Origin of the sequence: Agrobacterium sp. 33MFTa1.1 (genome assembly GCF_004328495.1) — a bacterium.
Classification (GTDB): domain Bacteria; phylum Pseudomonadota; class Alphaproteobacteria; order Rhizobiales; family Rhizobiaceae; genus Agrobacterium; species Agrobacterium pusense.
The window spans coordinates 714244-734633 of the sequence record NZ_CP036358.1 but is presented as its reverse complement, the minus strand read 5'-3'; the positions used below and the strand labels follow the sequence as shown (position 1 = coordinate 734633).

20 protein-coding genes are annotated in these 20390 nt (G+C 60.4%); 15 read left to right on the top strand and 5 right to left on the bottom strand.

What is annotated here, in order from left to right; all coding sequences use genetic code 11:
- The first annotated feature begins 195 nt into the window (after positions 1-195).
- A complete protein-coding gene (locus EYD00_RS03735; protein ID WP_004441029.1) occupies positions 196-1692 on the top strand; it encodes a replicative DNA helicase in 1497 nt (498 codons plus the stop codon).
- Positions 1693-1791: 99 nt separating this feature from the next.
- On the opposite strand, the gene EYD00_RS03730 is transcribed toward EYD00_RS03735, so the two are convergent.
- From EYD00_RS03730 to EYD00_RS03720, 3 genes are all read right to left on the bottom strand, one after another.
- Positions 1792-2094 carry an AzlD family protein gene (locus EYD00_RS03730; RefSeq protein ID WP_004441027.1) on the bottom strand — a complete coding sequence of 101 codons (303 nt, stop codon included), beginning with the start codon at positions 2092-2094 and terminating at the stop codon, positions 1792-1794.
- Positions 2091-2795 (bottom strand): AzlC family ABC transporter permease, encoded by a 705-nt coding sequence (locus tag EYD00_RS03725; protein WP_004441025.1) that lies wholly within the window; start codon positions 2793-2795, stop codon positions 2091-2093. Before EYD00_RS03725 ends, EYD00_RS03730 begins: the two co-directional genes overlap by 4 nt.
- A 90-nt stretch (positions 2796-2885) precedes the next feature.
- Complete coding sequence (locus EYD00_RS03720) at positions 2886-3743, bottom strand: AraC family transcriptional regulator (RefSeq protein ID WP_004441023.1); 858 nt, start codon at positions 3741-3743, stop codon at positions 2886-2888.
- A gap of 86 nt (positions 3744-3829) precedes the next feature.
- Between EYD00_RS03720 and alr the strand changes: the two genes are divergently transcribed.
- The 13 genes from alr to rarD all read left to right on the top strand — a co-directional run bounded on the left by alr (position 3830) and on the right by rarD (position 15519).
- The gene (gene alr / locus EYD00_RS03715; RefSeq protein WP_004441022.1) at positions 3830-5005 is read left to right on the top strand and encodes an alanine racemase; all 1176 of its coding nucleotides are present in this window, start codon (positions 3830-3832) and stop codon (positions 5003-5005) included.
- Between the two features lie 65 nt (positions 5006-5070).
- Positions 5071-5340, top strand: a complete 270-nt coding sequence (locus tag EYD00_RS03710; protein WP_004441020.1) for a type II toxin-antitoxin system ParD family antitoxin — start codon at positions 5071-5073, stop codon at positions 5338-5340.
- 67 nt (positions 5341-5407) lie between these two features.
- Positions 5408-5647, top strand: a complete 240-nt coding sequence (locus tag EYD00_RS03705; protein ID WP_234882041.1) for a type II toxin-antitoxin system RelE/ParE family toxin — start codon at positions 5408-5410, stop codon at positions 5645-5647.
- 5 nt (positions 5648-5652) lie between these two features.
- The gene (radA, locus tag EYD00_RS03700) at positions 5653-7059 is read left to right on the top strand and encodes a DNA repair protein RadA (protein ID WP_004441018.1); all 1407 of its coding nucleotides are present in this window, start codon (positions 5653-5655) and stop codon (positions 7057-7059) included.
- An 89-nt stretch (positions 7060-7148) separates the two neighbouring features.
- On the top strand, positions 7149-7736 hold the full coding sequence (locus EYD00_RS03695; protein WP_004441017.1) for a CvpA family protein: 588 nt from the start codon (positions 7149-7151) through the stop codon (positions 7734-7736).
- 138 nt (positions 7737-7874) lie between these two features.
- Positions 7875-9383: an amidophosphoribosyltransferase gene (purF, locus tag EYD00_RS03690; protein WP_004441015.1), complete on the top strand. Its 1509-nt coding sequence runs from the start codon at positions 7875-7877 to the stop codon at positions 9381-9383.
- Positions 9384-9528: 145 nt separating this feature from the next.
- Positions 9529-10269, top strand: a complete 741-nt coding sequence (locus EYD00_RS03685; protein WP_004441013.1) for an SDR family NAD(P)-dependent oxidoreductase — start codon at positions 9529-9531, stop codon at positions 10267-10269.
- 211 nt (positions 10270-10480) lie between these two features.
- Positions 10481-11866: a cysteine--tRNA ligase gene (gene cysS / locus EYD00_RS03680; protein ID WP_004441011.1), complete on the top strand. Its 1386-nt coding sequence runs from the start codon at positions 10481-10483 to the stop codon at positions 11864-11866.
- A 274-nt stretch (positions 11867-12140) separates the two neighbouring features.
- Positions 12141-12509, top strand: coding sequence for an endonuclease domain-containing protein (locus EYD00_RS03675; RefSeq protein ID WP_004441009.1), 369 nt, complete (start codon positions 12141-12143; stop codon positions 12507-12509).
- A complete protein-coding gene (locus EYD00_RS03670) occupies positions 12506-12982 on the top strand; it encodes a GFA family protein (protein ID WP_004441007.1) in 477 nt (158 codons plus the stop codon). Before EYD00_RS03675 ends, EYD00_RS03670 begins: the two co-directional genes overlap by 4 nt.
- Positions 12979-13437, top strand: coding sequence for a GFA family protein (locus tag EYD00_RS03665; RefSeq protein WP_004441005.1), 459 nt, complete (start codon positions 12979-12981; stop codon positions 13435-13437). The genes EYD00_RS03670 and EYD00_RS03665 overlap by 4 nt, the downstream gene beginning before the upstream one ends.
- 3 nt (positions 13438-13440) lie before the next feature.
- Positions 13441-14397, top strand: coding sequence for a prolyl aminopeptidase (gene pip, locus EYD00_RS03660; protein WP_034495822.1), 957 nt, complete (start codon positions 13441-13443; stop codon positions 14395-14397).
- Between the two features lie 213 nt (positions 14398-14610).
- Positions 14611-15519 (top strand): EamA family transporter RarD, encoded by a 909-nt coding sequence (gene rarD, locus EYD00_RS03655; RefSeq protein WP_034495824.1) that lies wholly within the window; start codon positions 14611-14613, stop codon positions 15517-15519.
- A 52-nt stretch (positions 15520-15571) separates the two neighbouring features.
- Here the strand turns inward: rarD and EYD00_RS03650 are convergent, their stop codons facing one another.
- The gene (locus EYD00_RS03650; RefSeq protein WP_004441000.1) at positions 15572-17332 is read right to left on the bottom strand and encodes a peptidoglycan D,D-transpeptidase FtsI family protein; all 1761 of its coding nucleotides are present in this window, start codon (positions 17330-17332) and stop codon (positions 15572-15574) included.
- Positions 17333-17519: 187 nt separating this feature from the next.
- Entirely contained in the window at positions 17520-18140 is a 621-nt protein-coding gene (locus EYD00_RS03645; RefSeq protein WP_004440999.1) for an LOG family protein, read from the bottom strand.
- A 156-nt stretch (positions 18141-18296) separates the two neighbouring features.
- Here EYD00_RS03645 and EYD00_RS03640 point away from each other — a divergent pair, with 156 nt between their 5' ends.
- A complete protein-coding gene (locus EYD00_RS03640; protein ID WP_004440997.1) occupies positions 18297-20294 on the top strand; it encodes a LysM peptidoglycan-binding domain-containing protein in 1998 nt (665 codons plus the stop codon).
- Positions 20295-20390 lie beyond the last annotated feature (96 nt).

The window sequence follows — 20390 nt, the reverse complement described above, 5'->3', positions numbered from 1 at the left end:
GAATCACGTTGCCGGGAAATTTCCCGCTTTGTCCCCATCCCGCCTGTGGATTGCTGGGGACAACTGAAGATGTGATCCGACTTCGCTCAGCGGACGTCGGCCTGCCATGGAGTGTTGCAACAATATCATTGACTGCAATGGCACAGAAAGCCAAACCCGAGGTGTAAGAACAGGCAAAGGGAGATCGCGCAAACCATGAACGACGCTGTGAGAAAGATCACCCCCGCGCAACCGGCGGAACCGCATTACCGCGAAGCGCCGAACAATATCGAGGCCGAACAGGCGCTGCTCGGCGCCATCCTCGTCAATAACGACGCCTATTACCGCGTATCGGACTTCTTGAAGCCCGTGCACCTCTACGAACCGCTGCACCGCAAGATTTTCGAGGTGGCAGGCGATATCATCCGCATGGGCAAGACCGCCAATCCGGTGACGATCAAGACCTTCCTGCCGGCCGACGACAAGATCGGCGACCTGACGGTGGCGCAGTATCTCGCGCGTCTGGCGGCAGAAGCCGTGTCGATCATCAACGCGGAAGATTACGGCCGGGCGATCTATGATCTGGCGCTGCGCCGCGCGCTGATCCAGATCGGCGAGGATGTCGTCAACATCGCCTATGACGCGCCGCTCGACATGCCGCCGCAGGCACAGATCGAAGACACCGAACGGCGCCTGTTCGAACTGGCGGAAACCGGCCGTTACGACGGCGGCTTCCAGTCGTTCAACGACGCGGTGGCGCTGGCGATCGACATGGCGGGCGCGGCCTTCGAGCGCGACGGAAACCTCTCCGGCATCTCCACCGGCATCCACTCGCTTGACGCCCGCATGGGTGGCTTGCAGCGTTCCGACCTTATCGTGCTTGCCGGTCGTCCGGGTATGGGCAAGACCTCGCTTGCGACCAACATCGCCTACAATATCGCCGCTTCCTATGAGCAGGAAGTGCAGCCGGACGGCTCGTTCAAGGCGAAAAATGGCGGCGTTGTCGGTTTCTACTCGCTCGAAATGTCCTCCGAACAGCTGGCAACGCGTATCATTTCAGAGCAGACCGAAGTTTCCTCGTCGAAAATCCGTCGCGGTGACATCACCGAGGCCGATTTCGAAAAACTCGTCGCCTGCTCACAGATGATGCAGAAGGTGCCGCTTTACATCGACCAGACCGGTGGTATCTCGATTGCCCAGCTTTCCGCGCGCGCCCGCCGCCTGAAGCGCCAGCGCGGCCTCGATGTTCTGGTGGTCGACTACGTTCAGCTGATGACCGGCTCCGGCAAGAGCGGCGAAAACCGCGTGCAGGAAATCACCCAGATCACCACGGGCCTGAAGGCGTTGGGCAAGGAACTCAATGTTCCGATCATCGCGCTGTCACAGCTCTCCCGTGCGGTGGAGAGCCGCGAAGACAAGCGCCCGCAGCTTTCCGACCTGCGTGAATCAGGTTCCATCGAGCAGGACGCCGACGTGGTGCTGTTCGTGTTCCGCGAGGAATATTACGTCAAGAACATGGAGCCGCGCGATCCTGCCGATCCGAAATATGCCGAGTGGGAAGCGCTGTTCGACAAGGTAAAAGGCACGGCTGACGTCATCATCGCCAAGCAGCGTCACGGACCGACTGGCACCGTGAAGCTTGCCTTCCAGTCCGAATTCACCCGCTTTACGGACTTGGCCGATCCGAGCTTCAGCCAATACGAAGAACATTGAGGCGGCAATAATTGCCGAGAGGGTATGTTTACCGTCTCGGCTATTTCCCACGTTCCGGAAACAAGGCTCGAGTCCTTTCAAGACGTTGGTGGCTTTTTCTCACAAACCGATTCCGCGCAGCAGCGCCACGGCCGCCACGCCGACTGTTGCCGCCGGCAGAAGGCTGAGGCGCAGCGCCGCGACAGCGGTGACCGCGCAGGCGATGGTTTCCGCCGGTCCGCTGGCAAGCGCAGTCGGCGTGACGACGGCCATCAGGACGGCGGGCGGCACTACGCCGAGGGCCTTTTTAAGGCGCGCGGTCAGGGTAAACCGACTGACAAGCAACAGGCCGCCGAGGCGTGTTGCGACGGTTGCCGCCATCATGGCGAGAATCGTCAGCAGCGTATTAAGGTCGAGCGTCATGCCGGCTGCTCCGCCTGTTCATCATGGCCGAAGGCGGCGACAGCGAGGCCCGCGAGCGCACCGGCGGCGATATACCAGGCTCCGGGTACCAGCGCATGGGTGAGAAAGGCGGCGGAGGCGCTTGCCAGAAGCACCGAGCCCGTTTCCCGGCCCTTCCAGAACCCTATGAGCAGCACGATAAACACCGCGGGAAAGGCGAAATCCAGCCCGATGACCGACATGTCGCCCATGACCGAACCCAGCAAAGCACCGGTGAGGGTGGCCAGGTTCCAGACGATATAGATCGACAATGCAGCGCCGGTGAAGAAACCCGCCGTCAGCCTGCCGGCGATGACACGAAACTCCGACAACGCCCAGGATTCATCCGTCAGCACCAGCATGGCCGCATATTTCCGCCAGCCCCGGAAATCGTCCAGCTTGCCGGCGATGGAAGCGCTCATCAGCACGTGGCGCAGATTGACGAGCAGCGCCGCAAAGCCGAGCGCGCTCCAGCTAGCCGGATGGGTCCATAAGTCCATCGCCACGAATTGCGAGCCGCCGGCGAAGACCAGCAGCGACATCAGCGAGGCTTCGAGCGGCGACAGGCCCTTGCCGATGGCGACCGCGCCAAACACGACGCCGATCGGCACCATGGCCACGAGCAATGGCGCGGCGGCCCGTAATCCCGCGACGAATTCCGTCCTTTTGTCCCATATTGACATCGCTTTCTCCCTTTCAGGAGAGCGATTACGCGTAAGACATCCACCGGTCTTGTACGAAAGTGACGTCACACAGGAATGCGTGTGCCGGCATCACCCCATGCGAAACTGGCCCGGGGTAATGCCGGTGCGCGCCTTGAAATGGCGGGTGAAATGCGCCTGGTCCGCAAAACCGCACATCGCCGCCACCTCGGCCGGCATCTCGCCGGCGCGCAGAAGCCGACGCGCCCTGCGGATGCGCACGTCGGTCAGATAGGCGTGCGGGGTGATGTAGAACTCTTTCCTGAAAGCACGGATAAGGTGTGCGCGGCTGAGACCGGCAATGGAAGCCAGTTCCTCAAGGCCGATATCGGTCTCGTAATTGTCGGAAAGGTAGTCGCGGGCGGTGTAAACCGCCGTTTTCTCGCGCGTTTCGACCGGCAGAATAATGGCGCTGCCATGCCTGCCGAAAAGGGCGGCGAGAACCGAGAACATGCCCTCATCCGCCTCGAGGGCACCGGATTTCTCCTCCAGACGCCGGTGCGCCATCTGAAAGGCGGCCGCCATCTGCGGATCGCGCGGCAGAAACTTCGGGAATGAAGGCGTACCGTGGAAGGCCCTGCCTGTCACATCCTCGATGATATCGCGCAGCAGTGCGGTGTCGGGATAGATCATCCGGTAACGGTAACCGCCGCCGCCTGGTGCACCATCGTGAATCTCGTCGGGATTGATGAGATAGAGATGCCCCGGCCCCGTCTGTTCGGTAGTGCCCTGAATGGTGGAAATCTGCGAGCCACTTTCGATGGCGCCTATCGAAAACGTGTCATGGGCGTGAGGCGAATATTCATGGGTGAGAAACGTAGCACTCAGGCATTCCATGCCGCCAAAACGTTCGTCTCGCCAGAAACGCGTGGTTTCCGTCGTGGCGACGGGCATGAAATCGAGGGCCTGTTCCTGCGAAACATTGTGCATGAGCGAAGTTTAGAGCATTCGATCCTTACCGTCTTGAACAAAAGTGCTAGGGTCTGGTCGGTTCCAAAATCAACCGGACGCATGGCATGACAGACGACTTCGAGGATACATTCGCTGAAACCGAAACCGACGCTTTCGAACACGCGCCACTGCGGCTGACCGTCGATCTCGGTGCGCTGGCCGATAATTGGCGGGACATGAGGAGACGCTCCGGTAAGGCGCGGACAGCGGCCGTCGTGAAGGCTGATGCCTATGGCCTCGGCATCGAGGATTGCGGCGCAGCGCTCTACCATGCCGGCGCGCGCGACTTCTTCGTGGCAACGGTTGCCGAGGGTGAGACCCTGCGTTCCTATGCACCTGAAGCACGCATCTTCGTCCTGTCAGGCATCTGGCAGGGCCAGGAACGGCAGGTCTTCGACAATGATCTGGTGCCGGTTCTTGCCTCCGAGGAGCAGCTTTCCTTCTGGATGGCGACGGTGGCCGAGCGTGGTGATCACCCCTGCGCACTGCATGTGGACACCGGCTTCAACCGTCTCGGACTGCCGCTCGACGATGCGCTGTTTCTGGCCGACGACGTGACCCGGCCGGCAAGTTTTGACCCGGTTCTGGTGCTTTCCCATCTCGCCTGTGCCGACACGCCCTCCTCGCCGATGAACAGGGCTCAGCTCGAATCATTCCGGATGGTTAGCACTGCTTTCGAAGGTATCGAATCGAGCCTCTCGGCTTCCGCCGGTATCTTTCTCGGCCCGGATTATCATTTCGACCTTACCCGTCCCGGCATAGCGCTCTATGGCGGAGAGGCGGTCAACGACGTTGCAAGTCCCATGCGGCCGGTCGCCAAAGCCGAAGCGCGCATCATCCAGATCCGCGATGCGGGCGAAGGCCAGACCGTCAGTTATGGCGGCACCTTTCTGCTGAAACGCGCAAGCCGCCTCGCCATCGCGACTGTCGGTTACGCGGACGGATACCAGCGTTCGCTGTCCGGTTCCGGCATTCCGCTGCGCGAAATGGGCCATGGCGGCGCATACGGTGTCGTCAACGGCCACAAGGTGCCGGTTGCTGGCCGCGTCACCATGGACCTCACCATCTTCGACGTGACGGATGTTCCGGCCAATGCCATTCGAACCGGAGACTATGTCGAGCTTTTCGGTCCCAGTGTGCCCGTAGACGAGACTGCACGGGCGGCAGGAACGATCGGCTATGAGATGTTGACAGGACTTGGTCTGCGATATGAGCGGCAATATCTGATGGCGGATGATTGAGACGCGCCTTTAGCGCTTGGAAAGCTCACGCGACCTGTGTTAAAAGAGAACAAAAGGAGATCGAAATGCCCGAAATCCATTTGAGCGAGCAGGACGAGAAGTTCATCGAGGAGCAGGTGGCAGCTGGCGTCTATAGCGATGCGGATGCAGTGATTTCTGCTGGACTTCGTTTGCTGGGCAGCGATGAGGGAAAGAAAGCGGCACTCAAGCTGCTGCTGCAGGAAGGAATTGATGATGCTGACGCTGGCCGTGTTCACAGCTATCGGTCGCGAGATGCTTTCCTGAGCGACATCAAGAACCTGTCCGCGCAACGAAAAACGGGGACCGATCATTAATATCCGGACCGTTATCTGGACCACGCGGGCAAGGCAGGACGTCGCTGAAGATCACGCCTATATCGCAGTGGAAAATCCGGCCGCGGCCGACCGTCTCGCGCTTGAAATTTTTGACAAGGTCGAATCGCTAGCGGCGCTCGGCCTGTCCGGCGTCTCACGAAGCAGCTATGGAACAGGGCTTCGCAGCATTGCCTATCGGGACCGCGTGATTTTCTTCCGCGTCAACGAGAATGAGCTTACGGTCCTGCGCGTCCTCCACGGCCACCAAGACATCTCCGCAGATCATTTCAAACAAGAAGAAAACTGACATAGATGGCCAAAGCCAAGACTCAATTCGTGTGCCAGAACTGCGGCACGGTTCATACCCGATGGGCGGGAAAATGCGAAGGCTGCGGCGAGTGGAATACCATCGTCGAGGAAGACCCGATGGGCGGCATCGGATCCGGCCCGGGCAAGGCTCCCAAGAAGGGCCGGCCAGTCACACTCACCTCACTATCAGGTGAAATCGAAGAAGCCCCCCGCATCCCGACCGGCATCAGCGAACTTGATCGGGCGACCGGCGGCGGTTTCGTGCGCGGTTCGGCCGTTCTGATCGGTGGGGATCCCGGTATCGGCAAATCGACGCTCCTCATGCAGGCGGCCGCCGCCCTTTCGCGGCGCGGCCATCGCATCATCTATGTCTCCGGCGAAGAGGCGGTGGCGCAGGTGCGTCTGCGTGCGCAACGTCTGGGGGCTGCGGAAACCGATGTGCTTCTGGCGGCGGAAACCAATGTCGAGGATATTCTGGCGACGATTTCCGAAGGCAAGCGGCCCGATCTCGTCATCATCGATTCCATCCAGACATTGTGGAGCGATACCGCCGATTCCGCCCCCGGCACGGTGACACAGGTGCGCACCGGCGTGCAGGCGATGATCCGTTTCGCCAAGCAGACGGGCGCGACCATGGTGCTTGTCGGCCATGTCACCAAGGAAGGCCAGATCGCCGGCCCGCGCGTGGTGGAGCACATGGTCGATGCCGTCCTTTATTTCGAAGGTGACCGCGGCCACCATTACCGCATTCTTCGAACCGTCAAGAACCGCTTCGGGCCGACCGATGAAATCGGCGTGTTCGAAATGTCGGATCGCGGCCTCAGGGAAGTGTCCAATCCATCCGAACTGTTTCTGGGAGAACGCAACGAAAAATCACCGGGCGCTGCGGTTTTTGCAGGCATCGAGGGCACACGCCCCGTGCTCGTTGAAGTGCAGGCGCTGGTCGCGCCAACCTCGCTCGGCACACCGCGCCGCGCGGTGGTCGGCTGGGATTCGTCGCGACTCGCCATGATTCTCGCGGTACTGGAGGCCCATTGCGGCGTGAAGCTCGGTCAGCACGATGTCTATCTCAACGTCGCCGGCGGCTACCGGATTTCTGAACCGGCCGCCGATATGGCTATTGCTTCTGCGCTGGTTTCCTCGCTTGCCGGTCTTGCCCTCCCCGCCGATTGCGTCTATTTCGGCGAAATCAGCCTGTCGGGCGCGGTGCGCCCGGTCTCGCACACGGGCCAGCGATTGAAAGAAGCTGAAAAACTCGGCTTTTCCGCCGCACTTCTGCCTTCTGCTTCGGCTGAATTGCCGAAAGGCGGCAAGGGGCGCTGGACGGAAATCGAAAGCCTTCCGGACCTCGTGGCCCGCATCGCCGGCTCCGGCAACCGGTTCAAACAGGTTGAGGACGACGAATATTGATCCTTTCGCCAAAGGAAACAGTGGTGTAAGAGGATCGCAAAATTGGCAAGGCAGCGCCTGACAGGGCGTCGCACCTCCGGAGTTGGTATATGCCCATTACAATTTTCGACGGCATCGTCATCGCCGTTGTTCTTTTCTCCGCCATTCTCGCGATGGTCCGCGGTTTTTCCCGCGAAATCCTGTCGATTGCGAGCTGGGCCGGTTCGGTCGCCGCCGCCTATTATCTTTATCCGGTCCTGCTGCCCTATGCGCGCAACTATACCGATGACGACAAGATCGCCATTGCCGGTTCCGCAGGCGTCGTTTTCCTCGTCTCGCTGATCGTGATTTCCTTCATCACCTCGCGCATTGCCGATTTCATCATCGACAGCCGCATCGGCGCACTGGACCGTACGCTCGGATTCCTGTTCGGCGCGGCGCGCGGCATTCTGCTTCTAGTGGTTGCGGTCGCCTTCTGGAACTGGCTGGTGGATGTGAAGACGCAGCCGGAATGGGTGACGCAGGCGAAGTCCAAGCCCTTCCTCGACGGGCTGGTGGGCAAGCTGGAGGCGGTTCTGCCTGACGATATCGAGCCGCAGATTCGCGCTCGCATCCTTGGAAAACCGCAGGAACAGACGACCACGCAGGCGCCTGCCGAAGATGTGCCGGCAACAAATCCGCCGGCAACGAATAATTGACACAGTGTCGCGTCTTGCAATGCATGCAAGGCGCGCTATTTGTGCTAAATATCAAGCACGACACAGACGGACCGACCGGGAGAGATACTCGCCGGCGAGGTCTTTCTTTTTTCTCGGTAGAGAGCAAGGGCAAGCCGGATGATTGAGCCGCTTTCGCATTCCACATTCCATGGGACCACTTTCAAGGAAGAGATCGACGGCGATACGCTGCATGAAGAATGCGGCGTTTTCGGCATTCTCGGCCATGCCGACGCCTCGGCGCTGACCGCGCTTGGCCTGCATGCCCTGCAGCATCGCGGCCAGGAAGCAGCCGGCATCGTCTCCTTCGATGGCAAGCGCTTCCATCAGGAACGCCATATGGGCCTCGTCGGCGATCATTATACCGATCCTGCAACGCTTGCCCGCCTGCCCGGCTCCATCGCCATCGGCCACACCCGTTATTCCACCACCGGCGAAGTGGCGATGCGCAACGTACAGCCGCTGTTTGCCGAACTGGAAGAAGGCGGTATTTCGATTGCCCATAACGGCAACTTCACCAACGGCCTGACGCTGCGCCGCCAGATCATCGCGACGGGCGCCATCTGTCAGTCGACCTCGGATACCGAAGTGGTGCTGCACCTCATCGCGCGCTCCCGTCATGCCTCCACCGCCGACCGTTTCATCGATGCCATCAGGCAGATGGAAGGCGGTTACTCGATGCTGGCGATGACCCGCACCAAGCTGATTGCCGCGCGTGACCCGATCGGTATCCGCCCGCTGGTCATGGGCGAGCTGGACGGCAAGCCTATCTTCTGCTCGGAGACCTGTGCTCTCGATATCATCGGCGCGAAATTCGTGCGCGACGTTGAAAACGGCGAAGTCATCATCTGCGAGATCCAGCCTGACGGTTCGATCACCATCGATGCGCGCAAGCCCTCGAAACCGCAGCCGGAGCGTCTCTGCCTGTTCGAATATGTCTATTTCGCCCGTCCCGATTCCGTCGTCGGCGGCCGCAACGTCTACACGACGCGCAAGAACATGGGCATGAACCTTGCCAAGGAAGCACCGCTCGAAGCCGATGTGGTGGTGCCCGTTCCCGATGGCGGCACGCCCGCAGCGCTCGGTTTTGCGCAGGAGAGCGGCATTCCCTTCGAATACGGTATCATCCGCAACCATTATGTCGGCCGCACCTTCATCGAGCCGACCCAGCAGATCCGCGCCTTCGGTGTCAAGCTCAAGCATTCCGCCAATCGGGCGATGATCGAAGGCAAGCGCGTGGTGCTGGTGGATGATTCCATCGTGCGCGGCACGACCTCGGTCAAGATCGTGCAGATGATCCGCGAGGCCGGCGCCAAGGAAGTGCATATCCGCGTTGCCAGCCCGATGATCTTCCATCCGGATTTCTACGGCATCGACACACCTGATGCCGACAAGCTGCTGGCGAACCAGTATGCGGATGTCGAGGCGATGGCGAAATATATCGGCGCCGATTCGCTGGCGTTCCTGTCGATCGACGGGCTTTATCGCGCGGTGGGCGGTGAAAACCGCAATCAGGCGCGGCCGCAGTTCACCGACCACTATTTCACCGGCGATTATCCGACCCGCCTCCTCGACAAAAACGGCGAGGCGATGGGCAGCAAGATTTCCATGCTGGCCAGCAACGGCTGATAATCCCGAAAGAACAAGCGGCCACCGGTCTCCGGTGGCCGCTTTTTTCTTGCCTTTTATCAGCCCGCGAGCTGCGGCAATTTAATTGCTTGCAGCAGGCGGCTGCGGCTTCGTACAAGGAAGCGCAATCATTTCGGGGGAGACCATGACTATCGATCTCAAGGGCCGCATCGCTCTCGTCACCGGCGCGTCGCGCGGCATCGGCTATTTCACCGCGCTGGAACTCGCCAAGGCCGGCGCGCATGTCATCGCCTGCGCCCGCACGGTGGGCGGCCTTGAGGAACTGGACGACGCCATCAAGGCCGTCGGCGGCACCGCGACGCTGGTTCCCTTCGATCTCTCCGACATGAAAGCCATCGATGCGCTGGGCGCCAATATCTACGAGCGCTGGGGCAAGCTGGATATTCTGGTCGCCAATGCCGGTGTCCTCGGCGTCATCTCGCCGGTCGGCCATATCGAGGCAAAGGTTTTCGAAAGGGTCATGACCATCAACGTCACCGCCACCTGGCGGCTGATCCGCTCGGTCGAGCCGCTGCTTCTCAAATCTGACGCCGGTCGGGCATTGATCCTGTCCTCGGGTGCCGCTCATAGCTGTCGTCCCTTCTGGGGCGTCTACTCCACCTCCAAGGCAGCTGTGGAAGCACTTGCCCGCACCTGGGCGGCGGAGACGCAGAAGAGCGCGCTTCGCGTCAACAGCATCAATCCCGGCGCCACGCGCACGGCAATGCGCGCGCAGGCCATGCCCGGCGAAGATCCCGCCACCGTGCCGCATCCGTCAGAGGTAGCCGCAGCCATCCTGCCGCTTGCTTCGCCCGATCTCAAAGAGACCGGCAAGCTCTTCCTGGTCCGGGAAAACCGGTTCGTGGATTACCGTCCGCCGGAGTGATGCCGGTCGGCGGGTCAGCCAACGTCACGAGAGAAACGCTTGACCGCGCATGACCGCCGCGCCATAACGCAAGTCATGAAAACGACGATCTGCACCTGCTGCTGAAATAATTTTGCTGGTTCGCCACCGGCCGGCTCGTTTTCGTCTCCCGCAAGGTCTTACAGACAAACGGCCCGGTCAGGACAACTGACTGCCTCTAGGGAATTGCCGCATGTCCTTGCGCCTGAAACTTTACAACACGCTGACCCGCGAAAAGGCGGAATTTGCGCCCATCGATCCTGAAAACGTGCGCATGTATGTCTGCGGCCCGACGGTCTATGATTTCGCCCATATCGGCAACGCGCGACCCGTCATCGTGTTCGATGTTCTCTTCCGGCTGCTGCGCCATGTCTATGGCGAAAATCACGTCACCTATGCCCGCAACATCACTGACGTTGATGACAAGATCAATGCGCGGGCGCTGCGGGACTATCCGCATCTGCCGCTCAACGATGCCATCCACGCCGTGACGGAAAAGACGGCTGACCAGTTCCATGCGGACGTCGCGGCGCTGGGCTGCCTTCAGCCAAGTGTCGAACCGCGCGCGACCGACAATATCGCACAGATGATCGACATCATCGAGAAACTGATCGCACGCGGCCACGCCTATGCGGCCGGTGGCGAGGTCTTGTTCGACACTCGCTCCATGGCGGATTACGGGCAGCTTTCGAAGCGTCCGCTGGACGAGCAGCAGGCGGGCGCGCGCGTGGCGGTGGATGCCCACAAGAAGAACCCCGGCGATTTCGTGCTGTGGAAGCTTTCCTCCCACAACGAGCCCGGCTGGGAAAGCCCTTGGGGCCGCGGCCGTCCCGGCTGGCATATCGAATGCTCGGCTATGTCCGGCCGCTACCTCGGTGACGTTTTCGACATTCACGGCGGCGGGCTCGACCTCATCTTCCCACATCACGAGAACGAAATCGCCCAGTCCCGTTGCGCGCACGGCACGCATGTCATGGCGAACGTGTGGATGCATAACGGCTTTGTGCAGGTGGAAGGCCGCAAGATGTCGAAGTCCGAGGGCAACTTCGTGACGATCTATGAATTGCTGCACACGGAGAAATTCGGCGGCCGGAAATGGCCGGGCGAGGTTCTGCGTCTTGCGATGCTGATGACGCATTATAGAGAGCCGATCGATTTTTCGGTAAAGCGTCTGGAAGAGGCCGAACGCCTGCTCGCCAAATGGCCGGCGGCGGAAGCCTCCGATGCCGCGCCGGATGAAACCGTGCTCGAGGCGCTTGCCGACGATCTCAACACCGTTGCGGCCGTGCAGGCGCTGCATGCATCGGCACACGCGGCCAATGTGAACCCATCCAAGCTGCCGGCCTTCGCGGCGAGTGCTGCCCTCTTGGGCGTGCTGCCGAAGACAACTGAAATGGACGAGGCCATCGTTTCGGCGGTCAACGCTCTGGTGGAATTGCGTCTGGAGATGCTGAAGGCGAAGAACTTTGCAGAGGCTGATCGGTTGCGCGATGAGCTTTCGGAGAAGGGCATTCAGTTGAAGGATGGCAAGGACAAGGAGACCGGCGAGCGGACGACGACCTGGGAGTTGAAGCGGTAGGGCTTGCGTCCAGCGCTTGAGGCTGCGGCTTGCGGTTTACCCCCCTCTGCCCTGCCGGGCATCTCCCCCACAGGTGGGGAGATCGACTCGTTGTTAGGCCCCGCATTTCTCTTCGGTCGAAATGGAGCGACGCAGGCGCGTCATGCCGATCTCCCTCCTTGTGGGGGAGATGCCCGGCAGGGCAGAGGGGGGTATCCTCGCCCACCACAATACGCTTGCGATTTTAAGTTCCCTCAACCAATCTAAGGCGAGGCACTAAACGGCGAGCCAGATCATGCCGCATGCAGATGTAGACCCAATGCATCGCAAATACGCGAAGCAAATGCGGAAAGTAATGACGGATGCCGAGCTGAAACTCTGGAACGCAATTCGCGCCCATCGCCTGGAAGGCTTGAGTTTCCGTAGACAAATGCCGATTGCCGGTTTTATCGTCGATTTCGCCTGTTCCGATCATCGACTTATTATCGAGATCGATGGCTCTCAACATACATCCGAGGCAGCATTACACTACGATCATGAAAGAACCGTGCGGCTTGAAAAAGACGGCTGGACCATCCTCCGCTTCTGGAACCATGACGTCCTCACAGACTTAGATAATGTCTGTCTCCACATTATCAGAACGATCCGGGAGGACCGAAGATGACGACATATACCGGCGGATGCCAATGCGGCGCGGTCCGTTTTCGCGCCACTGGCGACCTGAAAGACAGTTCCATCTGCCATTGCCGCATGTGCCAGAAGGCTTTCGGGGCTTATTACGCGCCACTGGTTTCAGTTCGCAATGTGGAGTTCACATGGACGCGCGGCGAGCCGAAACGCTTCCAGTCCTCCAGCGTCGTGAAGCGCGGCTTTTGCCCCGAATGCGGCACGCCGCTAACCTATGAGGCTCCGGATGGCATTGCGGTGGCGGCCGGCGCCTTCGACGATCCCGCCGCGCTGCCGCCAACCATCCAGTGGGGCGTGGAACGGAAGATCGGTTTTGTCGACAACCTCCACACCCTGCCCGCCGTTGCGACCGAGGACGACCTGACGCAGGTGGACTACCTTGCCAATCTCGTTTCCTATCAGCACCCCGACCACGACACCGAAAACTGGCCACCGGAGAACAGACAATGAGCGAAACGGGTTTTTCCGGCGGCTGCCAGTGCGGCGCCGTACGGTTCCATGCGGGCAAGCTCGGCAGGGCCTCCATCTGCCACTGCCGCATGTGCCAGAAACATTTCGGCAATTTCTTTGGCGCACTTGTGACTGCCGATCAGGCACATCTGACCTGGACACGCGGCCAGCCTGCCCTCTTCCGCTCGTCGCAGAAAATCCATCGCGGTTTCTGCAACAAGTGCGGCACACCGCTGACCTATCATTATCCCGGCGGCGTGGAGATCGCGATCGGCGCTTTCGACCATCCCGAGAAGATAGAGCCGCAGGTGCAGGTGAACATCCACAAGCGTATGCCGTGGATCGAGCAACTCTTCGCCAAACCGGCAGTCGAACAGGGCGTCGATGAGGCCGAGATCACCTCCTACCAACATCCGGATCATGACACGGCCGAATGGCCGCCTGAGGAACGATAAAACATGACTGAAGAACTGCGCGGCTTTTATCCAGAGATCGAACCCTTCGAGACCGGCATGCTCGACGTGGGTGACGGCCACACGATCTATTGGGAGCGGGTGGGCACACGCGGCGCTAAGCCGGCGGTCTTCCTGCACGGGGGCCCAGGCGGCGGAGTGAATCCCACCCATCGCCGGGTATTCGATCCCGATCTTTACGATGTCATCCTGTTCGATCAGCGCGGCTGCGGTCGCTCCACGCCACACGCGGAACTCAAAGCCAACACCACATGGCATCTGGTTGCCGATATTGAACGGCTGCGTGAACTCTGCGGCTTCGAGAAATGGCTGGTGTTCGGCGGCTCCTGGGGTTCGACGCTGGCGCTCGCCTATGCCGAAACCCATCCGGACCGCGTCAGCGAACTGGTCCTGCGCGGTATCTACACCGTCACCCGGCCGGAACTCGACTGGTACTACCAGTTCGGCGTCTCTGAAATCTATCCGGATCAATGGGAAAAATTCATCGCACCCATTCCCGAATCCGAACGCGGCGAGATGATGCAGGCCTATAATCGCTATCTCACAGGCACTGACGAAACGAAGAAGCTGGAATGCGCGAAAGCATGGAGCCAATGGGAGGGCGCGACCATTGCACTCGTCACCGATCCCGACCGCGTCGAGGATTTCGGTGAAGACAAATACGCGATTGCCTTCGCCCGCATCGAAAACCACTTCTTCGTTAATGGCGGCTGGCTTGAGGAAGGACAATTGCTGCGCGATGCCGGCAAGCTCAGGAATATTCCCGGTGTCATCGTGCATGGACGTTACGACATGCCCTGCCCGCTGAAATATGCCTGGCAGCTGGCCAAGGCCTGGCCGGACGCGGATTTCCACATTATCGAGGCCGCGGGACATGCGATGAGCGAGCCCGGCATTCTCGATCAACTGATCCGCGCTAACGACCGTTTTGCCGGGAAATAGTATTTATTTCAGCACGTTGTAGCGGCAGGATAAGATGATGATTCACGCAGGGGTTTCCTGCGGGAATCATTTACCCGGCGCTGATCAGCACGTTTGAAAGGCAAAGCGCCTTTTATTCATGCAGTTTTTCTCATGAACCCTTCACGGAAATGAATTGGCCGCCATTGTGCCGATCCGTTATAAAACGCCATCCGAACAATTGGCGGTACTCCCATGGCACTCGACAAAACGCTTCCAGCCCAAGAGGGCGGCGACAGCGCGCGCGGTTTTGCTTTCGCGCTTTCCGCATATCTTTTGTGGGGTTTCCTGCCCTTCTACATGAAGGCGGTTGCACATATTTCACCGATCGAGGTCATCGTGCATCGCGTCGTCTGGTCGGTGCCGATCGCAGCGGTGGTGCTGATCGTGCTCGGGCGCACGGCTGAAATCCGTACGGCGCTGAGAAGTCCGAAGATGCTTGCGATGGCGAGTCTTACGGCTGCGCTCATCAGTATCAACTGGGGCGTCTACATCTGGTCGATCGGCGCGGGCCGCGCACTTGATGCCGCGCTCGGCTATTTCATCAATCCGCTGTTCAGCATCTTCCTCGGTGCCGTACTGCTGAAGGAAAAACTCTATCCGGCGCAGATCGCCGCCATCAGCCTCGTGGCGGTTGCGGTGGCCATCCTCACCTGGCATGCGGGCAGCCTGCCGTGGGTTTCCATCGCGCTCACCGTTTCCTGGGGCTTTTACGCCTTTTTCCGCAAAACCCTGCCCATAGGCGCGACGCAGGGCTTCCTGCTGGAAGTCATGCTGCTGTCTATTCCCGCCGTGCTGGTCATGATCTGGCTTGCGTTCAGCGGACAGGCGCATTTCATGGGCGGCAATTCCGCCGATACCTGGCTTCTGGCGGCAAGCGGCCTCATCACCGCCGTTCCCCTCATTCTCTATGGCAATGGTGCGAAACTGCTGAAGCTCTCCACCATCGGCATCATGCAATATATCGCGCCGACGATGATCTTCCTGATAGCCATTTTCGTCTTCAAGGAACCGTTCGACATGGTGCGTCTGGCGGCTTTCGCAATGATCTGGGTGGCGCTTGCGATCTACACCGGCTCAAGCCTGCTGCGGCTCAAGCGATGACCAAATCCTTTCTCACTCCTGCTCCCTGAGACAGGAGTGAGGTAGCCAGGCGTCAGTAATCCACCAGCAATTGCGGGTTTCCCTCATAGCCGAAGCGCGGCTTGACACCGAGGAGGCCCGCCGTCTGGGCGATGATCTCGCGCGTCATGGGGGCCGCTGTCGAGGCTGCCGTGCGGCCGCCGTTCACGCCGGTCCTTGGCGCATCGATCATGGTCAGCACGACATATTTCGGCTTGTGCATGGGAAAACCGGCCACGAAGGCGTTGAAATTGATGTCCTTGGCGTAACGGCCATTGATCACCTTGTCTGCCGTCCCCGTCTTGCCGCCGACATGAAACCCCTCCACCTGTGCGCCACGGCCGGAACCCTTGATGCCGTTCCAGTTGAAGAGGTAACGCATGTCGGCGCTCGTCCTGTCGTTGATGACGCTGCGCGCGAGCGATGCCGCAGCCTCTTTCGAACGCGGCAGGAAGGTCGGAGAGATCAGGCTTCCGCCATTGATAAGGGCTGCAGCGGCCACCGCCGTCTGCAACGGAGTGGTAGCAACGCCATGGCCGAAGGAGATGGTGACGGAATTGATCTTCTTCCAGTTTCTCGGCTGGGTCGGCGTGGCAACGCCGGGCATTTCCGTGTCCATTCTGGTCAGCAGACCAAGCTTCGTCAGGAATTGTTGATGGCCCTCGACACCGACCCTGTCGGCCACCGCCGCCGTGCCGATATTCGATGAAAATTGAAACACTTCCGGAATGGAGAGCGGCCGGTTTCTTCCCTTGAAATCCCTGATGGTGAAGCCGCCCATGCGGATCGGCCGCGACGCATCCACCACCGAATTGAGCGTAATCGCCCCGGCATCCAGACCCATGGCGAGCGTGAAGCTCTTGAATGTGGAGCCCATCTCGAAGGTGGCGTTGCTCATCCTGTTGAACCAGCCTTTTTCATACTCCTTGTCGACGCTGCCATCAGCGAGGGTGCGGGAAGGTTCGTTCGGATCGTAATCCGGGACGGAAGCCATGGCCAGCACTTCGCCCGTCTCCACATCGAGGATCACCGAACCGGCGGCTTCGGCCTGATAGGCACTTTTCGCCTTCACGACCACGTCGCGAACGATGTTTTGTACCCTGAGATCGATGGACAGCCGCACCGGTTCCAGTGGCGTGCCGCTGGCAAGACCCACAGCGCGCAGATCGGCCAGCCCCTGCTGGTCCAGGTAACGCTCCATGCCAGCGAGACCCTGATTGTCGACATTGACGTGGCCGATAATATGCGAAGCGGTTGGGCCGCCCGGATAAAACCGCCGTTTTTCCGGGCGGAAACCGATACCCGGTATGCCGAGATTGAGAATATCCGCCTGCTGCCGCGGTGTCAGCTGGCGTCGCAACCACTGGAAGCCTGTATCCGAACGCAATCTACGATGCGTCTCGCGCCAATCCAGATTGGGAATGACGGTCGCGAGTTTTTCCACCACCTCGTCCGGATCGACGATCCTGCGCGGATCCGCATAAAGCGATACCATGTTGAGATCGGTCGCCAGAAGCGTGCCGTTGCGGTCGACGATGTCAGGCCGTGAGGCGATGGCGTTGACGCCGGAATTGATCCATGCGGTGGAAACGGGTTCGGCGAGCCCATATTGAACGAGGCGCGCCGCGGCAACGCCATATATCGCAATGAAGACGGCGATGACGATCGCAAGCCGCGTCTTTGCCTCCGCCCGGCGGCGGGCGACCGAACCGAACACGACCTCCCTGCCCCGCAGTGGGTTTCTCTTGATAATGAAATGCGTCCGGCTCTTCAGCCGCATCACGAAAGCAATCATTGCCGATGACACCCACCCGAGGCGGCGGAGCAAAATTCCGCGATAACCAACGCCTGGGAAACGGTGACACAGGATCAGTCGCCGGGCCACGAAAAGGACGGGCGGAAGGATGCCGCCGTTAAATCTATATTAATATACATTTAAAATTGTAACGAGCCGCCTGAGCGGCCGTTAACAATCGCCGGGCCTACAGGCGCGAAATCACCGAAGGGTCGCCTTCAGGGTTCTGCTGCGCCAGCGCGCGGTCGATGATGGCGGGGACGATATCCTTCACCTCGTCAATGATGAGCGGGTTGAGAAGATGCGCACGGTGGATGAAGCCCTGGTCACGCATATGTTGCACGAGTTCCAGCATCGGGTTCCAGAAACCGTTGATATTGGCGAAGACCATTGGCTTCGCGTGACGGCCGAGCTGCGCCCAGGTCATGATCTCCACGATCTCTTCCAGCGTGCCGACACCGCCCGGCAGGGTGACGAAAGCATCCGAGCGCTCGAACATCATGTGTTTGCGCTCGTGCATGTCCTTTGTGATGACAAGCTCGTTCAATTGTCCGAGAGAATGGCGTGTTGCCTCCATATCGACCAGAAATTCCGGTATGATGCCCGTCACTTCGCCGCCATTGGAAAGAACGCCGCTGGCAACTGCGCCCATGATGCCCTTGGTGCCGCCACCATAAACCAGGCGAATGCCGTTTTCGGCAATGGATTTCCCAAGCGCACGGCCTGCTTCCATGTGGGCGGGATCACGTCCGGGCTGGGAGCCGCAATAAACGCAGATGGATCGAATCGCTGTATCTTTGTCCGTCATGAAGGGAAGGAACTATGTGCGATGCGGCACGTCAAGAAAATTTGGGAAATCCCTTGCAAATATGGCCTTTTGGCCACTCACCGCTTGTCTGGCGCTAGGTAAGACGCTAGCAATCTCAACTCGTGTGAAAAGCTTGAATTATCCGGAGCACCCAGGATGAAAAACAATAAAGCCGGTTTGCTGGCGCTGATCGTGTTGGGGATTGCATCCCTGCTCATGATCTTTTTCGTCCTGCCGCGGATTTCAAACGACGGCAAGCCGATCGGCGACGCCATCAACGAGGCGGGCAACGCCGTGAAGAACAGCGTGGAAATGGGCGCCGACAAGGCGGGCGACATCCTGTCCGATGCGGCAGAAGAAACCGCCAATATCGCCGACAAGGTCGGCCGTCTGGCGGCTTCCGCCACACAGTCGATCAAGGATCTGACCACGCTTTTCGCCGACAGCAAGGTTCCCTCCGACGCCGATTTCGCAGCGGCGCGCAAGAAGGTCGAGACCTCGCTCAAGGAACTGACGAATATCGAAATTCCCGAGTCGCTGGATGAAACGACGTCGCGGCTCATCACCACAGCCCGCACCGCCGCCGAGCGCACCACGGCCTTCCTGCGCGGCCTGCCTGACAATGCGGCGGCAGCGGCGGCGCAGGTGCGTCGTCTCGCGGGCGTCTTCGCCGGCACCGACGATGGCGCGCCCGAAGCGGCGAAGCCGGCGGCGGCGCCAGCCGATGCCGCGCAGACCTCTTCCGGCGCGCCGACTTTCGACGTCCTGCGCGTCGAGCCTGATGGTTCGGCGGTTGTTGCCGGCAAGGCGCAGCCGGGTGCGAAACTTGAAATCCTGAGCAACGGCAAGGTCGTCGCCCAGACAACGATCGACGGCTCCGGCGATTTCGCAGCCGTTTTCGACAATCCCCTGCCGCCCGGCGACCATGAACTGGTGCTGCGTTCGACCGATACCGCCGGCAAGGCGACGCAGTCTGAGGAAGTGGCGACGGTTTCCGTTCCGGAAGGCAAGGCCGGCGAGCTTCTGGCCATGGTTTCAAAGCCCGGCAAGGCAAGCCGGGTCCTCGCCATGCCGGAGGCGGCCCCTCCGGCGCTTCAGCCGCAAACGCCATCACAACAGCCTGCGGCAACGGCTGCGACCAACGCCAATGCGGCCTCCGTACCGCTTGCCGGCGCGGCCGCTGCCGCCGCTCCGTTGACGTCGAGCGTCCAGGTCACTGCCGTCGAGTTCGAGGGATCGAAGATTTTCGTCGCGGGTTCCGCGCCCGCCGGTTCGACGGTTCGCGCGCTGGTCGATGACAGGGAAATCGGCAAGGCCACGACGGAAGCCTCCGGGCATTTTGTCATCGAAGGCGACGTTGATCTCGCCGTTGGCAGCCACATCATCACCGTCGAGGAGCTGAATGCCGACGGCACCGCGAAAGTGCGCGTGCGCGTTCCGTTCGAAAGGCCGCAGACCGACCAGGCAACCGTCGCGATGCAGACGCCGTCTGGTTCTTCGTCAGCGGCCACGACTGCAGCGCCGGCCGAAAACCAGAGCACGGCAAGCGACCGCGCCGCTTTCGAAAAGCTGCGCACCGATGTCGCCAAGGCCTTCGGCATCCTCTCCAATCTCTATAGGGACCAGGCGACACCGGCGCTCGATCAGGCAATTGCCGGCCGCTCCGCCTTGGTGATCGCGCTGAAATCGCTTTCGGAGTTCCGCACCGCGGCAGCCACCGAGCCGGACTTCACAGCCTTCGCCGGCGACATCGCCGCCAAGGCGCGCCAGCTGCTGACATCGGTCGAAGCCTGGCCGAATGACGTGGCGGCAATCGGCAAGGGGCTGGCTTCGCTGGCCAGCAGGCTTGCCGAACTCCACATCACCGCGCCGCCCGCTCCCACGCCACAGGCGCCAGCCGGTCCGCAGACCTTCGAGCAGGCGCCGCTGGCCGAAAGCCAGAACAGCGTCATCATCCGCCGTGGTGACACGCTGTGGCAGATTTCGCGCCGCGTCTATGGCCAGGGCGTCCGTTATACCACGATCTATCTCGCCAATGAGGACCAGATCAAAAACCCTGACCTGATCGAGCCCGGCCAGATTTTCGGCGTGCCGAAAGAGGCCCTGCCGAATGCGGAAGAACTTCACCGCAAGCGGCTGAAAGGTGGCTCTTGAGCAACTGAACCGTTGCGGTAAATCCGCAACGATCCTATCTGTGACGCGCGCGGCGGCTTGACCAAAGCCGCCGTCATGCTGTCGGCTTCCGGCAGT